Below are 15,535 nucleotides of genomic sequence, written 5' to 3'. Positions count from 1 at the left end.
GATGAGCCGCACCCGCATCGCCCTGCTGGCCGGAATAGCATTGCTGCTGCTGGGTGTGGCAGGCCTGTGGCAATGGCGCACCCATGAACGCGACGGCAGCGCGGCGCTGGCCCGTGGCCTGACCGCACTCGACAAGGGCGATGCCCGCACCGCGCGCGTCGAACTGATGAACGCGATCAGGGGTAATCCCCGATCGGTCGTCGCGCGGGAGGCGCAGGCGCGGGCGCTCGTTGAACTGGGCGACGGCGCAGGCGCGCAAGCCCAGGTCGAGCGCGCGCGAAAACTTGGCGGATCGCCCGCCGACACCCGCGACGTCATGGCACATGCCCTGTTGTTGCAGGGCGACGCCGATGCGGCATTGCGCGAAGCGGGCGCGCCCGATGTCCCGGCCGACCACAGTCTCGCCGCCGCACGGATCAGCGCGCGCGCCGCCATGGCAAAGGGCGATATGCGCGCGGCGCAGGCGGAACTGGCCCGCACCCTTGCAAACGCCCCCAATGACGTCGAAAGCTGGGTCGATCTTGGCCGCCTGCGCCTGGCGACCGGCGATCAGGCCGGGGCGATCGGCGCGGCCGACCGGGCGGTGACGTTGGCACCGTCCAATGCCAAGGCGCTGACCCTGCGCGCGGAACTGACGCGCGGACAATATGGTCTTACTGCATCGCGCCCCTGGTTCGAACGCGCGCTGGCTGCCAACCCGGAATCGGTGCCGACGTTGGAATCCTATGCGGCGACGCTCGCTGACGCGGGGGAAGCCGGCGCAATGCTCGGCCTCACCCGCCGCATCCTCGCGCTCGAACCCGACAACGACCGGGCCTGGATGATGCAGTCGGTCATGGCGGCCCGCGCGGAAAAGGCCGATCTCGCCCGGTCGCTGCTCGCGCGAACGCAGGGGCGGCTTGATGGCGAACCCGCCACAATGTTGCTGCGCGGCGTGCTGCATATGCAGGATGGCAACGCGGTTCTCGCGGCGGACACGCTCGCCCCGTTGGTCGCGATGCAGCCAGACAACCGCACCGCCCGCACCCTGCTGGCCCGCGCCTATCAGATGGGCGGCGACATGGCGTCCGCCGCCACGACGCTCGCCTCGATCGTCGCTCAGCGGGATGCAGATCCCTATGTGCTGACTCTGGCCGCACGTGTGCAGGAAGCGCTCGGCAACCGCGACATGGCTGCCGACATGCTCGCTCGCGCCGCCTGGCCAGTGCGCGCCGCCGCCGACCCCTTTGCCGGGCCACGCGACGCGCAACTGGCAAGCGGTACGCCGCCCGCCAATGCCGCCACGGCGCGCGACAATATCCCCTATATCCGCGCCCTGCTTAGTACCAACCGCACCGACGCGGCAGTCGATCGCGCCCAGATACTCAGCCGCACCAACCCCGGCGCGCCCGATGCCTGGATCGTACTGGGCGATACGCTGGGCACCGCCGGACGGGCAGGGGAGGCGGCCCGCGCCTATGAAAGCGCTGCCAATATCCGCTTCGATCGGGCCGTCGCCCTGCGCCTGGCCGCAGCATGGAACCGCGCTGGCGATCCGGCCCGCGCGGCCCGGATCGTGCAACTATTCCTGACCCAGAACCCGGCCGACAATGCCATGCGCCGCCTCGCCGCTGCCGTCGCGATGGACGCGAATGACTGGCGCGGGGCGCTGCGGATGCTTCAGGCGGTGCGTGCGCAACGGGGGGACAATGATGCGCTGCTGATGGCGGACCTTGCCCGCGCCGCGCTCGAAACCGGCGACCGACCGGCCGCACGCGCCTATGCCGCTCACGCCTATCGTCTGATGCCCGCCAACCCCATGATCGCCGACCTATATGGTTGGACCCTGCTGCAAAGCGGCGAAAAGGGACCGGCTGTGGTCGATCTGCTGGAAAAGGCGGTCGCCCGCGCGCCCGCTCATCCGATGCTCAACCTGCATCTGGGGCAAGCCTATGCTGCCGCAGGTCGCAAGGATGACGCTAAACTGGCGTTGGGCCGGGCAGTCGCGGTCAGGAATTTTGCGGGCCGTCAGGATGCCGTCGACGCTAACGCCCGTTCGTTTCGAGCGCAGTCGAGAAACGCCCACGCAGCCTTTCTCGACTTCGCTCGAAAGAACGGGATGACGCTGCTCCATGAATAGGGCAGGCCCGCCGCCGAACGCCTCAGACCTTCTGCAGGTCCAGATCATCGGCCCGTATGCCTAGCCGCCGGATCTGCGCCGCCACCGGCGGCCATACCGTTTCCAGGAAATGCGCGCGCTCGGCTATGCGCAGCCGCCGGGTCGCGCCATCGGCCACGAACATGCCGACCCCACGCCGCACCACGACCAAGCCATCATCCTGAAAGCTTTGATAGGCCTTCGCCACGGTCAGCGGATTGGCCCCTTGGGTCGCGGCAAAGGCGCGCACCGATGGCAACAGGTCGCCATCGCTATAGTCCCCGTCCAATATGGAAGCGGCAATGATCTCACGCAGGCGGAGATAGACGGGTTTTGAGTCGTCGGCCATGGTGCATCACTGCCATAATACAGCCATGCGGGTCAAGTCAGACCATTGCGCAAATCATGGTTAAAGCGGCAATTATCGGTCCCAAACCGATACGATAGCGTCATAATCTGGCCGGGGACGCTCTTCCTGTACTTTGCCCGGCGTGCCGATGAAGACGAAGCCCGCAATCGTCTCGTCCCCCTGCGCAAAGGCCGCGCGCACATCCGCATTATAGGTCGGCCATCCCGTTAACCAGCCACCAGCAAAGCCCAGCGCATGGGTAGCGTGCAGCAGGTTCATGATCGCCGCCCCCACCGACAATTGCTGTTCCCAGACCGGGATCTTGCTGCCCGCGACCGGCGCGGACAGGGCGACCACCAAGGTCGGGGCCTGATGCGCAAATTGGTGCATCGCCTCTATCTCCAGCCGCCCGGCATCGGGCTTCTCGGCGCGATAGGCATTCTCCAGCAATTCGGCCAACGCCGCGCGCCGCGTCAACGGCACCACGACGAAGCGCCACGGCGCGAGTTTGCCATGATCGGGCGTCCGCAGCGCCACTTCCAATATCTGCCGCACCTGCGCGTCATCGGGACCGGGCGCGATCAGGTCGCGGGGTTTACCCGAACGGCGGGTCTGGAGCAGGGCGAGCGGAGAGGAAAGATCATTGAACATCGCCGCGACAAATGCCCCGCCCGCCGCCGCGACGCAAGGGCCGCCTGCACTTTTGACAGGCGCGAATTAGGCTCTACTCTTGATGCATCATTCGGCCCCCGTTCGGCGGGCCGGTCAAACCATATGACAAGGGTTCCCGATGGCGACCTCGATTTCTGGCGTGGAGGCAGCGGGCAAGACCTGGCTCGGCCATCCGCGCGGCCTGTTCCTGTTGTTCTTTGCCGAGATGTGGGAGCGTTTCTCCTATTATGGCATGCGCGCCATCCTGATCTTCTACCTGACCAAACATTTCCTCTTCGGCGAGGATCGCGCTTATCTCCTCTACGGAGCCTATACCTCGCTGGTCTATATCACCCCGGTCATCGGCGGCTATCTGGCCGATCGTTTCCTGGGGCCGCGCAAGGCGGTGCTGGTGGGCGGTGTCTTCATCGCCATCGGCCATTTCCTGATCGCCATCACCGAAGGGCCGGGCGGGCAGGATCCGTTGTTCCTCAACGGCTTCTACCTCGCGCTCGCCAGCATCATCGTCGGCACCGGCTTCCTCAAGGCCAATATCTCGGTTCTGGTGGGTGAACTCTACCCCCGCGACGATGCCCGCCGCGATCCGGCTTTCTCCATCTTCTACATGGGTATCAATGTCGGCGGCATGATGGGGCCGATCATCTGCGGCCTGCTCGGCGAACTGTACGGCTGGAGCTGGGGCTTCGGCGCGGCGGGCGTCGGCATGCTGCTCGGCCTCGTCATGTTCGTCTGGCTCAAACCCTGGCTGCTCGGCAAGGGCGAACCACCCGCACCCGCCCAGTTGCGCGCGCCCGTGGCGGCAGGCCTTAGCCAGGAATGGATCATTTATCTCGGCGCAGCGCTCGGCGTCGTCGCCATCTGGCTGGTGATCCGCTATGCCGAATTGCTGGGCTATGCGCTCCTTGGCTTTGCCGCGCTGACCGTCCTCTACATCGTCTGGCGCACGATGAAGACGCTCGGCAAGGTCGACCGCGACCGTATGTTCGCCGCGCTGTTTCTGATCGCGCTCAACCCGCTCTTCTGGGGATTGTTCGAACAGACCGGCTCCTCGCTCAACATCTTCACCGACCGCAATGTCGATCGCGTCCTCTTCGGCTGGGAAGTCCCCGCTTCCATGTTCCAGTCGGTCAATTCGGTCTTCATCATCCTGCTCGCGCCTTTGTTCGCGCTGCTGTGGACCATCCTCGACAAGCGCCGCCTCGAACCATCCTCACCCGCGAAATTCGGCATCGGCCTGATCCTGTGCGGCGCGGGCTTCCTGGTGCTTGTGGCGGGTGCCGCCATGGCGGGGGAAAATCTTACCCCCGTCCTGTTCGTCTTCCTCATCTACCTCTTCCACACCATGCTGAACTCTGCTTCTCACCGGTCGGCCTGTCGGCGATGACGCGCCTGTCGGTGCCCAGCATGGTCGGCCTCGTCATGGGCACCTGGTTCCTCGCCATGGCGGCGGGCAATTTCATCGCTGGCCTCATCGCCCGCGCCACCGGCAGCGGCGACGCAGGCGGCGTGACCCAGGTGCTGGACGTGTATAGCCGCATCGGCTGGTTCGCGATCGTGGTGGGCGGCCTCGTCCTGCTCGTCTCCCCCTATGTGAAACGCCTGATGCATCTCGACCTGATCGCTTCGGAGGATAAGCCATGAGAAAAAGCGCAACACCGTTGCTGATCGCCGCCCTGCTGGCCGGGGTGGCCGGTCCCGCCGGGGCGAAGAAGGACAAGGATGCCCCGGCTGCCACCCAAAGCAGTTCGGCCGCGCCGGAGAATCCTTATCCGTCCACCTACAAAGCCTATCCCGGCACCGCCACCGCCATTCGCGGCGCGACGATCTTCGATGGGGAGGGCGGCCGCATCGACAATGGCGTCATCTTCCTGTCGGATGGCAAAGTCACCGCGATCGGCGGCGCGGACACGCCGATTCCTGCCGATATCGCGGTGTTCGACGGCACCGGCAAATATGTCACCCCCGGCGTCATCGACATTCACAGCCACCTCGGCAACTATCCCTCGCCCGGCGTCGACGCCCATTCCGACGGCAATGAAGCCACCGCGCCCGTCACCGCCCATGTCTGGGCCGAACATAGCATCTGGCCGCAGGATGCAGGCTTCAGCCGCGCACTCGCCAACGGCGGTGTCACAAGCCTGCAAATTCTCCCCGGCTCGGCCAACCTGTTCGGTGGCCGCAGCGTTACTCTGAAGAACGTCCCCGCCCGCACCATGCAGGGCATGAAGTTCCCCGGCGCGCCCCATGGCCTCAAAATGGCGTGCGGCGAAAATCCCAAGCGCGTTTATGGCAGCAAGGGGCGCGAACCCTCGACCCGCATGGGCAATATGGCGGTCAACCGCGCCACCTGGATCAAGGCGCGCGATTATCAGAAGAAGCGCGCCGCCGGTAAGGACCAGTCCCGCGACCTCGGCATGGAAACGCTGGCCGATGTGCTGGAGGGCAAGATCCTCGTCCACAATCACTGCTATCGCGCCGATGAAATGGCCAATGTCATCGATATGGGCAAGGAATTCGGCTATCGCGTCACCGCCTTCCACCACGCGGTCGAAGCCTACAAGATCGCTGACCTGCTGCGCGACAATGGCATTTGCTCGGCGCTCTGGGGCGACTGGTATGGTTTCAAGATGGAGGCCTATGACGGCATCAAGGAGAATGTGCCCTTGGTCCATCGCGCGGGTGCCTGCACCATCGTCCACAGCGACGACGACAACGGCATCCAGCGCCTGAACCAGGAAGCCGCCAAGGCCCTGGGCGCGGGTCGCCGCATGGGCATAGATATCTCCGACGAAATCGCCTGGACCTGGCTCGCCATCAACCCCGCGCGCGCCATGGGCATTAGCGACCAGACCGGCAGCCTCAAGGTCGGCAAGATGGCCGATGTCGTCCTGTGGAACGGCAATCCGTTCAGCACCTATACCCGGCCGGACAAAGTGTGGATCGACGGCGCTTTGCTCTACGATAGCGCCAACCCCAAACTACGCCCCGTCAGCGACTTTGAAGTCGGCCAGATCGGCGCGGGAGACGTGAAATGAGCGACCAGAACCATCCTCTCCCCCCGTTCGCCCTGAGCCTGTCGAAGGGCTCGGCTGAGCGAAGCCGAAGCCACTTCGCTGCGCTCAGCGAAAGGCTTCGACTTCACTCAGCCCGAACGGTGCTAGCGGGCCTGCTGTTTGCCATCTCCACCCCGGCCTTCGCCCAATCCCTCGCCATCACCGGCGCGACTCTCGCCATCGGTGACGGCTCCGAACCGATCCGCAACGGCACCGTGGTCATCACCGCTGGCAAAGTCACCGCAGCAGGCGCAGGCATCGCCATACCGCCTGGCACGAAAACCATCGACGCCGCTGGCAAATGGGTCACGCCGGGCCTCGTCTCCGGCTTCTCCCGCGTCGGCTTGGTCGAAGTGCCCGCTGTCGGGGCGACCAATGATGCGAGCGCGCGCTCGCCCTTCTCCGCCGCGATCGACGTCGCCCCCGCGATCAACCCCCTTGCCAACCCGGTCGCGATCAGCCGCACGGCGGGTATCACCCGCGCCGTCGTCGTCCCCTCGACCGGCACCGGCATTTTCGCCGGACAAGGCGCGGTGGTGGATCTCGGCGCGGACATGAACCCGATCACCAAGCCGCGCGCCTTCCAATATGTCGAAATGGGTGAGGAGGGGGCCAAGGACGCCGGTGGCAGCCGCCCCGCCGCGATCCTGACCTTCAAGACGATGCTGCGTGAAGCCCAGCAATATGCCAAAGCCCCTGCCAGCTATGACGGTCGATCGAAGGACGCCTTACTCAACCGCATAGATGCCGAAGCCCTGGTCCCGGTCGTGACCGGTGCCATGCCGCTCATGGTCCATGTCGAAAGCGCCCGGGACATCCTTGCCGTGCTTGCTCTGCGGCAGGATTTCCCCGCGCTCAAACTCATCTTTGCCGGGGCTGCCGAAGGCTGGATGGTCGCGCCACAGATCGCCACCGCCAAGGTGCCCGTCATCGCCGGTGGCCTCGACGATCTCCCCTCCAGCTTCGAAAAACTCGCCGCCACCCAGAGCAATGTCGGCCGCATGGTCAAGGCGGGCGTTGCCGTCTCGATGGGCCTGATGGACCGCGACGAGGGGCTGCAACTGCGCCTCGCCACGCAGCAGGCGGGCAATATGGTCGCACTGAACAAGGTGCCCGGCGCGACCGGATTGAGCTGGGGCCAGGCGCTCCGAACCATCAGCTCCGCCCCGGCCGAGGCCATGGGCCTTGGCGATCGCATCGGATCGCTCAAGGCCGGACGGGCAGGGGACGTCGTGCTATGGGACGGCGACCCGCTCGAAATGACCTCCGCGCCGCTCGCCGTCTGGATCGATGGCATCGCCCAACCGCTCGACAACCGCCAGACCAAATTGCGCGACCGCTATGCAACACCGGAGGAAGGCGCATTACCCAAAGCCTACGCCTGGTGACGCGCGGTCGGTGTCCCAAACCAAAGTTCGTTTCGTGCCTTTCCCTTGTTAACGAGATGATGAATAAAATCCGCGCATAACATCGTCATGCGCAACAGAATCACGATTACGATACTCGCCCTTATAGTGTCACCGGCCGCGGCCGCAGCGGGTGACATTCCGATGGTTGGTATCGGGCTTCCTTACGCGCCGGAAACACCCACGCCGCTCGCAGCGACTCATCCGCTCTATCAACGCATTGACGTTGTCGACATCGAAGGATTGCCCTCAATCGTTAAAAGTACGTCACTCAACTGGATTGGTGCCGCCAAGCGATCAAGTGTGAACAAGGCGCTACGGGATAGCCTGAAAGACATGCATATGCTGGCACCGGATGCGACCGCTGCGCGCGTGCGCCTGACCGCTCGCTGGGTGGGGAGCCATACGCCCATTCGCATAGCAACACGAAATAGGGCGAGTGTCACGCTACACTATCGACTAGTGCGGATCGACAACGGCCAGGAACTGTTCAACAGGGAAATCACGACCTCGGTGGAAGGCGGTGGCGTGGAGGCATCCATGCGGGGCAATGGTATCGCGCGCGCAGCAATCGCGACAAACTTTGCTTCTGCCGCAAATTGCCTGGACCGCGCCGCCTTTGGCAGTGCGCCTGCGGATTGCGCACTTGTGCCGAAATTTTCGGTATCAGTTGAACGCCGCCGTTGACGGCGACATATCGATCGGGCCTGCGGACTACACAATCCTGTCCTACACGTCGATATCATGCTATGTCTGGCGCAGCAGTATAATGGTCTTGATCAGCTTCCCGCTGTAATAAAATTACCATATACGACATGAAAATTTCAAGATTTGCGGGAAATATGCGAAGTTAAGCGCGTCCGATCCTATTGGTCGGTCGCGCCCCACACGTCGCTGGCCTTCACATAGCCGCGCTGGCCCCGCACGTCTAAACGGCACCATCCGCCCGAACAGTCGGACAGTCGGCCCACCACGCCGCGCTCGGCCCGAAAGACGGTCCGTGCGCCATCGCTTGCCGATTGCCGCAGCGGGGCGACCTGCGCCTTGACGATGCCGGTCGCGGTATCGCTGAGCAGGCGCACATGCATCCACCCTTGCGTACCGTCCGGGTCTTCCACTTTGCGCCAAAGCCCCAGCACCTGCACGACCTTCACCGGCAGGTCGCGGCGGCGATAGACCCAGTTGGACGGGTAATCCAGGCTCGGCCCCACGCGCATGCGGGCCTCGTCCTGCGCGATAGAGGCCCAATAGGGCGTCGGCCTGCCCGGCGCGGCAAGACTTGTGCCCGCCATACCCAGCGCCACCGCCACGCCCGCACCCAGCATCAACAGCTTCATTCCCGACCCATTTCCCATGTCACCCATGATGCTTCCTTAGCCCGCCGCGCGCCATCGCGACAGTCATTCCCGCATAACCGCTTGACCGACGCAGCAGGCGGGCATAGCGGCTGGGCCATGGCCAAAAAAATGCGCCCTGCCAAGCCGCGCGTCATCGTCACGCGCCGCCTGCCGCCCAATGTCGAGGCGCGCATGGCCGAACTGTTCGACGCCAGCTTCAATGTCGGCGACGCACCGATGAGCCGCACCGAACTCGCCCGCGCGATGGCGCAGTGCGACGTGCTGGTGCCGACCATCAACGACACCATCGACGCCGCCCTGTTGAACGGCGCGCCGGAGCGATTGCAGCTCATCGCCAGTTTCGGGGCCGGGGTCGATCATATCGACCTGGCCGCTGCGCAGGCAAAGCGGATCATCGTCACCAACACGCCGGGCGTCCTGACCGAGGATACAGCCGACATGACCATGGCGCTGATCCTGTCCGTGCCCCGCCGCCTGGCGGAGGGGGAAAAGCTCGTCCGGTCGGGCCAGTGGCGCGGCTGGAGCCCGTCGGGCATGCTGGGCCATCGTATCGGTGGCAAGAAGCTGGGCATTATCGGCATGGGCCGTATCGGTCGTGCCGTTGCCCGCCGCGCCCGCGCCTTTGGCCTGTCGATCGCTTATCATAACCGCCACCGCCTGCCGTTCGAGGTGGAGCAGGAATTGGAGGCGGAATGGGTGGGCGATGTCGACGGTTTGCTTTCGGCCTGCGACATCATCTCGATCCACTGCCCGCTCAATGCCGACAGTCGCGGGCTGATCGATGCGCGACGGATCGCACTGATGCGTCCCGACGCCTATCTCATCAACACCTCCCGCGCCGAAATCACCGACGAGACGGCGTTGATCGTCGCCCTGGACGAAGGGCGGATCGCTGGCGCAGGCCTTGACGTCTATACCCATGAACCGGCGGTCGATGCGCGCCTGTTCGACCTCGCCAATGTCGTATTGCTGCCGCATATGGGATCGGCCACGTTCGAGGGCCGCGACGCGACCGGCGCGCGCGTCATCGCCAACATTCGCAGCTGGGTCGATGGACACCGTCCACCCAATCAAGTGCTGGAAGGCTGGGTCTGACCCGGCACGGGGGAACCCTCCGCGACCTCATCCGTTCGGAAAACATAATATTTCCATCGAAAGGGACGGATCATCATGTTGAAACTCGCAGTCATCTCGCTCGTCATCGCCGCTGTGCTGGCGGTTCTCGGCTTCGGTGGCGCCGCTGGCACCTTTGTCGGTATCGCCAAGATCCTCTTCTTCATCGCGCTGGCTGTCTTCGTCCTGTTTCTCGTGCTCGGTCTGCTGGCCGGCAAGGGTATCAAGGATGCGATAGACTGACCGCATGACAGAGTCTGGCGCAGGCGTGGATGAAACCGGGCGGCTCGTTCGCGACGCCGCCGGTTTTCTGTTTCGGCGCGATCTTGGCGGCACCTACCGCCTCGTCCTGCTACGCGTACCCGTCGATCTTGTCGAAAAACGGGTGCGCGTTCAGGGCTTTTATATGGGCGACGATATCGTCGAGGCTGATGGCGTAGCGCCCGCCTGAAACCCCTTGCCAAACCGCCGGGGACACGCGATCCCCTTGCGTCATGCGCAAGATATTTCTGTTTCTCCTCTCCGTCGCCACGCCCGTTCTGGCCCAGGCCCAAACGCCCCGCGACACTCTATCACAGGTCATGGACGATCACTGGAACTGGTGGCTCTCCACCCATCCGGTCGAGGCCACCGCGCGTGGCGTCCGCACCTATGATGACCGCATCTACGACCTGTCGCTCACCGCCCGCGCCGCGCAGATCAAGGCCGAACAGGCCTTCGTTGCCCGGCTGGAAGCAATCGGCGAGACGATGCTCGCCCCCGCCGACCGAGTCAACCGCGCCGTGCTGCTGTGGATGCTCCGCGACGACATAGCGGGGGAGGCACACCAAGCCGAAAGGCTGATGCTGTTCACCACCTATTATGGCTGGCATCAGGGTTTTGCAGGAATGGGCGACGGCCTGCCTTTCTACGACCGCGCCGACTATGACAGCTATCTCACCCGCCTGTCGCTCTACCCGAAACAAAATGGCGACGCCTCGCCATCACCCGGCAGGCGATCGAGGGCGGCTATGTTCTGCCTTGCTCCGTCCTCGGCAATTATGCCGCCACCATCAGCGGTATCGTCGCGGGCAAGCCGGAAGCGACCCGCTTCTACGAGCCGTTAACCCGCCCCAAGCCCCGCACAATCAGCGACGCCGATTGGTCCGCGATGCAGGCGCGCGCCATCACCCTGATCCGCGATGTCATCACGCCCGAATATGGCAAATGGCATGACCTGTTCGTGAAGGATTATCAGCCCGCCTGCCGCAAGAGCGATAGCGCGGCGACCCTGCCGGGCGGCGCGGCCTGGTATGCCAGCCGGGTGCGGACGCATACGACCACCGACCTGACCCCCGACCAGATTCACGCCATCGGCCTGTCCGAAGTCGCCCGCATCCGTGCCCGCATGGACGATGTGGCAGCCAAGGCAGGCTATCCCAGCCGCACCGCCTTCATTGAGCATCTACGCACCGACCCTCGCTACTATGCCAAATCCCCCGAAGAACTGCTCCAGGTCGCCGCGCGTCAGGCGAAGGCGATCGACGGCCTGCTGCCGCGCTATTTCAACACCCTACCGCGTCTGCCCTATGGCCTCAAAGCCATTCCAGAGGCCGAAGCGGAAGGCACCACCACCGCTTATTATATGCCCGGTGCGCCGGAAAGCGGTATCGCTGGCACCTATTTCGTCAACACGTCCAAGCTCGACCAGCGGCCCTTCTGGGAACTGCCCGCGCTGACCGCGCATGAGGCGGTGCCGGGTCATCACAATCAGATCGCCTTGCAACAGGAATTGCCGCTGCCGCCCTTCCGCAAATATCTTGCGGGCTTTACTGCCTATGTCGAAGGATGGGCGCTCTATACCGAATTTCTGGGTGAAGAGATGGGGCTCTACGACACGCCTGAAAAGATGATGGGCCGCCTGTCTTACGAAATGTGGCGTGCCTGCCGTCTGGTGGTCGATACCGGCATCCACGCCAAGGGCTGGGACAAGGCGCGCGCCGTCGCCTTCATGGCCGACAACAGCGCACTGTCTGCGGCCAATATCGATGCAGAGGTCAATCGCTACATCAGTTGGCCGGGCCAGGCGCTGGGCTACAAGCTCGGCGAAATCAGGATCAGGGGGTTGCGGACGAAAGCCGAAGCGGCCTTGGGCGCAAAGTTCGACCTGCGCCGCTTCCATGAAGCGGTTCTCGCACAAGGCGCGGTGCCGCTGACCGTGCTGGAAAGCCAGATCGATAGTTGGATTGCGGCCGAAAAAGCGCGCTGATCAAATTCGCAGGGATCGGGGCGGGGCGTTGCTGATGTCCAGCCACGCCCGATAGCCAAGGTCCAGCGGCAGGGCTGCTTCGCAACAGGCGCATTCCGCCATAACCCGGCCGATCAGCCACTGGCTCTGCCCGCAATCAGGACAGCGCATCGCGCCACCGGGGCGATAGAGGCCGATATGGCCGCTGGCGTTTGGAATCGTGGAAGGCAGCATGGCGGAAGTCCCCCTCTCGTTCGGCTCCAACGCCTTTCCGTCCGGTTGTTTCCCGCTTTGTCCAGGCGCGCGCAATAAATGCGCCTCCCCCAAAGGTGCAACGGTTGCTTTGTCCATTTGACTTGGGCGCGGCAGTCTGTATGGCGCTGCGATATCGGGACATACCCGCTTCGGCCGACGGTTGGGGCGCATCCCTCCACCTTGCTGCCCGGACCATCGGGCCGGTCGGCGAGAGACGGGTGGAAAGCGTCATCTTGCCTCCGCATGGCCGCGGCATTTGCGAGGAGACGCACAACTTATGACCGCCATCGGACAGGACACGCTCGGCACCCGCGACATTTTGAATGTCGACGGCAAGGACATCGCTTTTTATTCGCTCGAAAAGGCCGCCGCTAAACTTGGAGACGTTTCGCGCCTGCCTTTCTCGATGAAGGTGCTGCTCGAAAACCTGCTCCGCTTCGAAGATGGCGTCACCGTGACGGTCGAGGACATTCAGGCGATCGTCGATTGGCAGAATGACCGGGGCAAGGCCCAGCGCGAGATCCAGTATCGCCCCGCGCGCGTACTGCTTCAGGATTTCACCGGCGTGCCTTGCGTGGTCGATCTGGCCGCCATGCGCGACGCGATGAACGCGCTCGGCGCGGACGCCAGCAAGATCAACCCGCAGGTGCCCGTCCATCTCGTCATCGACCACTCGGTCATGGTCGATGAATTCGGTACGCCCAAGGCGTTCGAACAGAATGTGGAAATCGAATATCAGCGCAATATGGAGCGCTACGACTTCCTCAAATGGGGCAGCAAGTCGCTCAACAATTTCTACGCCGTGCCCCCCGGCACCGGCATCTGCCATCAGGTGAACCTGGAAAATATCGCGCAGGCCGTCTGGTCGAGCAAAGATACCGATGGCGCCATGGTCGCTTATCCCGACACCTGCGTCGGCACCGACAGCCACACCACGATGGTCAACGGCCTGGGCGTGCTCGGCTGGGGCGTCGGCGGGATCGAGGCGGAAGCGGCGATGCTGGGCCAGCCCGTCTCCATGCTCATCCCCGAAGTCGTCGGCTTCAAGCTGATCGGCACGATGAACGAAGGCGTGACCGCCACCGACCTGGTGCTGACCTGCACCGAAATGCTGCGCAAGAAGGGCGTCGTTGGCCGTTTCGTGGAATATTTCGGCCCGGGCCTGGCGTCGCTCAGCCTCGCCGACCGTGCGACGCTCGCGAACATGGCCCCGGAATATGGCGCGACCTGCGGCTTCTTCGGCATCGACGACAAGACGATCGATTATATGCGCCTGACCGGCCGCAGCGACGAAAATCTCGCGCTGGTCGAAGCCTATGCCAAGCAGCAGGCTTCTGGATCGATCCCACCGCCGATCTGGTCTTCACCGACACGCTGGAACTCGACCTGTCGACAGTCGTCCCCAGCCTCGCCGGTCCCAAGCGCCCGCAGGATCGCGTGTCGCTGCCGGAAGTCGATGACGTGTTCAACGCTGACCTGGCCAATGTCTACAAGAAGGCGCAGCAGCGCGTTCCGGTCGAAGGCGAGGATTTCGACATCGGCGACGGCGACGTCACTATCGCCGCCATCACCAGTTGCACCAACACGTCGAACCCCGGCGTCATGGTCGCCGCGGGCCTCGTCGCCAAGAAGGCGAATGAGCTGGGCCTCAAGCCCAAGCCTTGGGTCAAGACCTCGCTGGCCCCCGGCAGCCAAGTCGTCACCGACTATTTCAATAAGGCAGGCCTCCAGGAGCATCTGGACGCGATCGGCTTCAACCTGGTTGGCTATGGCTGCACCACCTGCATCGGCAATTCCGGGCCGCTGGCCCCTGCTATCAGCGCGGCAATCAACGAAAACAGCCTGGTCGCGGCCGCCGTCATTTCGGGCAACCGCAACTTCGAAGGGCGCGTGTCGCCCGACGTGCGCGCCAACTTCCTTGCCAGCCCCCCGCTGGTCGTGGCCTATGCGCTCAAGGGCACGGTGATCGAAGATTTCATCACCACGCCGATCGGCGTCAGCACCGCTGGCAACGACGTGTATCTCAAGGACATCTGGCCCACTAATGCCGAGGTCGCATCGACCATGGCAGGCTGCATGGACCGTGCGATGTTCCAGGCGCGCTACGAGAATGTCTATAAGGGCGACGCCCATTGGCAGGCGATCGACGTGACCGGCTCGGACACCTATAGCTGGCGCGCAGGCTCTACCTATGTCGCCAACCCGCCCTATTTTGAAGGGCTGAGCATGACCCCGGCGCCGGTCAACGATATCATCGAAGCGAAGCCGCTGGCGATCTTCGGCGACTCGATCACCACCGACCACATCTCCCCCGCCGGTTCGATCAAGGCGAGCAGCCCCGCCGGCCAGTGGCTGAGCGAGCATCAGGTCGCCCAGGCCGACTTCAACAGCTATGGCGCGCGCGTGGCCATCATGAAGTCATGATGCGCGGTACCTTCGCCAACATCCGCATCAAGAACCAGATGCTGGACGGCGTCGAAGGCGGCATGACCCGCTATGAAGGCGAAGTCATGCCCATCTATGACGCGGCGATGAAGCACAAGGCCGACGGCACGCCGCTGGTCGTCATCGGCGGCAAGGAATATGGCACCGGTTCGTCGCGCGACTGGGCGGCCAAGGGCACCAACCTGCTGGGCGTGCGCTCGGTCATCGTCGAAAGCTTCGAACGTATCCATCGCTCGAACCTGGTCGGCATGGGCGTGCTGCCGCTCCAGTTCAAGGATGGCGAAAGCAAGGATACGCTGGGCCTGACCGGCGACGAAAGCTTCACCATCCAGAATGTCGCGGGCCTCAAGCCACGCCAGGACGTGGACGTCATCGTCAAGCGCGCCGACGGTTCGACCTTCACCTTCACCGCGCTGTGCCGGATCGATACCATCAACGAGCTGGAATATTTCCTGAACGGCGGTATCCTGCAATATGTGCTGCGCAAGCTGGCCGCTTGATCGGCTGACAGGCTAGGCTG

Annotated in this window: 11 protein-coding genes and 3 pseudogenes; 10 read left to right on the top strand and 4 right to left on the bottom strand. The window is 64.0% G+C overall.

All coding sequences use genetic code 11. The annotated features are described in order from the left end of the window. Position 1 precedes the first annotated feature (1 nt). Positions 2–2,119: a tetratricopeptide repeat protein gene (locus tag BF95_RS01770; protein ID WP_081764001.1), complete on the top strand. Its 2,118-nt coding sequence runs from the start codon at positions 2–4 to the stop codon at positions 2,117–2,119. A 22-nt stretch (positions 2,120–2,141) separates the two neighbouring features. Here the strand turns inward: BF95_RS01770 and BF95_RS01765 are convergent, their stop codons facing one another. After that, positions 2,142–2,486, bottom strand: a complete 345-nt coding sequence (locus BF95_RS01765; protein ID WP_043148922.1) for a GntR family transcriptional regulator — start codon at positions 2,484–2,486, stop codon at positions 2,142–2,144. Between the two features lie 72 nt (positions 2,487–2,558). Beyond that, complete coding sequence (locus tag BF95_RS01760; protein WP_043148920.1) at positions 2,559–3,137, bottom strand: nitroreductase family protein; 579 nt, start codon at positions 3,135–3,137, stop codon at positions 2,559–2,561. 139 nt (positions 3,138–3,276) lie between these two features. On the opposite strand from BF95_RS01760, the pseudogene BF95_RS01755 reads away from it, so the two are divergent. The 4 genes and pseudogenes from BF95_RS01755 to BF95_RS01740 all read left to right on the top strand — a co-directional run bounded on the left by BF95_RS01755 (position 3,277) and on the right by BF95_RS01740 (position 8,304). Continuing rightward, a pseudogene (locus tag BF95_RS01755) lies at positions 3,277–4,799 on the top strand (peptide MFS transporter). Further along, positions 4,796–6,193, top strand: coding sequence for an amidohydrolase (locus tag BF95_RS01750; protein ID WP_043148919.1), 1,398 nt, complete (start codon positions 4,796–4,798; stop codon positions 6,191–6,193). The pseudogene BF95_RS01755 and the gene BF95_RS01750 overlap by 4 nt, the downstream one beginning before the upstream one ends. A gap of 119 nt (positions 6,194–6,312) precedes the next feature. Then, a complete protein-coding gene (locus tag BF95_RS01745; protein ID WP_043148917.1) occupies positions 6,313–7,599 on the top strand; it encodes an amidohydrolase family protein in 1,287 nt (428 codons plus the stop codon). A gap of 87 nt (positions 7,600–7,686) precedes the next feature. Continuing rightward, the gene (locus tag BF95_RS01740) at positions 7,687–8,304 is read left to right on the top strand and encodes a hypothetical protein (protein WP_152542521.1); all 618 of its coding nucleotides are present in this window, start codon (positions 7,687–7,689) and stop codon (positions 8,302–8,304) included. 179 nt (positions 8,305–8,483) lie between these two features. Here the strand turns inward: BF95_RS01740 and BF95_RS01735 are convergent, their stop codons facing one another. Further along, positions 8,484–8,981 (bottom strand): SH3 domain-containing protein, encoded by a 498-nt coding sequence (locus tag BF95_RS01735; protein ID WP_043148915.1) that lies wholly within the window; start codon positions 8,979–8,981, stop codon positions 8,484–8,486. A 90-nt stretch (positions 8,982–9,071) separates the two neighbouring features. Here BF95_RS01735 and BF95_RS01730 point away from each other — a divergent pair, with 90 nt between their 5' ends. From BF95_RS01730 to BF95_RS01715, 4 genes and pseudogenes are all read left to right on the top strand, one after another. Next, positions 9,072–10,070 (top strand): 2-hydroxyacid dehydrogenase, encoded by a 999-nt coding sequence (locus BF95_RS01730; RefSeq protein WP_043149062.1) that lies wholly within the window; start codon positions 9,072–9,074, stop codon positions 10,068–10,070. A 75-nt stretch (positions 10,071–10,145) separates the two neighbouring features. After that, positions 10,146–10,331, top strand: a complete 186-nt coding sequence (locus BF95_RS01725; RefSeq protein WP_043148914.1) for a DUF1328 domain-containing protein — start codon at positions 10,146–10,148, stop codon at positions 10,329–10,331. A gap of 4 nt (positions 10,332–10,335) precedes the next feature. Continuing rightward, positions 10,336–10,539, top strand: a complete 204-nt coding sequence (locus BF95_RS01720; RefSeq protein WP_043148913.1) for a DUF5818 domain-containing protein — start codon at positions 10,336–10,338, stop codon at positions 10,537–10,539. A gap of 43 nt (positions 10,540–10,582) precedes the next feature. Beyond that, positions 10,583–12,336 (top strand): annotated as a pseudogene (locus BF95_RS01715) (DUF885 domain-containing protein). Here BF95_RS01715 and BF95_RS01710 read toward each other — a convergent pair. Next, a complete protein-coding gene (locus tag BF95_RS01710; protein WP_043148912.1) occupies positions 12,337–12,549 on the bottom strand; it encodes a hypothetical protein in 213 nt (70 codons plus the stop codon). Positions 12,550–12,847: 298 nt separating this feature from the next. On the opposite strand from BF95_RS01710, the pseudogene acnA reads away from it, so the two are divergent. Then, a pseudogene (gene acnA, locus BF95_RS01705) lies at positions 12,848–15,515 on the top strand (aconitate hydratase AcnA). Positions 15,516–15,535 lie beyond the last annotated feature (20 nt).

The sequence above is a fragment of the Sphingobium sp. Ant17 genome, from assembly GCF_000588875.1.
Lineage (GTDB): Bacteria > Pseudomonadota > Alphaproteobacteria > Sphingomonadales > Sphingomonadaceae > Sphingobium.
Note: the sequence above shows the minus strand (reverse complement) of the source record. Positions and strands in the feature narration are given on the sequence as shown.

Coding starts and splice junctions, on each gene's coding strand:
- BF95_RS01750 (WP_043148919.1), top strand. CDS start 4,796: ATGAGAAAAAGCGCAACACCGTTGCTGATCGCCGCCCTGCTGGCCGGG.
- BF95_RS01735 (WP_043148915.1), bottom strand. CDS start 8,981: ATGGGTGACATGGGAAATGGGTCGGGAATGAAGCTGTTGATGCTGGGT.
- BF95_RS01765 (WP_043148922.1), bottom strand. CDS start 2,486: ATGGCCGACGACTCAAAACCCGTCTATCTCCGCCTGCGTGAGATCATT.
- BF95_RS01740 (WP_152542521.1), top strand. CDS start 7,687: ATGCGCAACAGAATCACGATTACGATACTCGCCCTTATAGTGTCACCG.
- BF95_RS01760 (WP_043148920.1), bottom strand. CDS start 3,137: ATGTTCAATGATCTTTCCTCTCCGCTCGCCCTGCTCCAGACCCGCCGT.
- BF95_RS01770 (WP_081764001.1), top strand. CDS start 2: ATGAGCCGCACCCGCATCGCCCTGCTGGCCGGAATAGCATTGCTGCTG.
- BF95_RS01710 (WP_043148912.1), bottom strand. CDS start 12,549: ATGCTGCCTTCCACGATTCCAAACGCCAGCGGCCATATCGGCCTCTAT.
- BF95_RS01730 (WP_043149062.1), top strand. CDS start 9,072: ATGGCCAAAAAAATGCGCCCTGCCAAGCCGCGCGTCATCGTCACGCGC.
- BF95_RS01725 (WP_043148914.1), top strand. CDS start 10,146: ATGTTGAAACTCGCAGTCATCTCGCTCGTCATCGCCGCTGTGCTGGCG.
- BF95_RS01720 (WP_043148913.1), top strand. CDS start 10,336: ATGACAGAGTCTGGCGCAGGCGTGGATGAAACCGGGCGGCTCGTTCGC.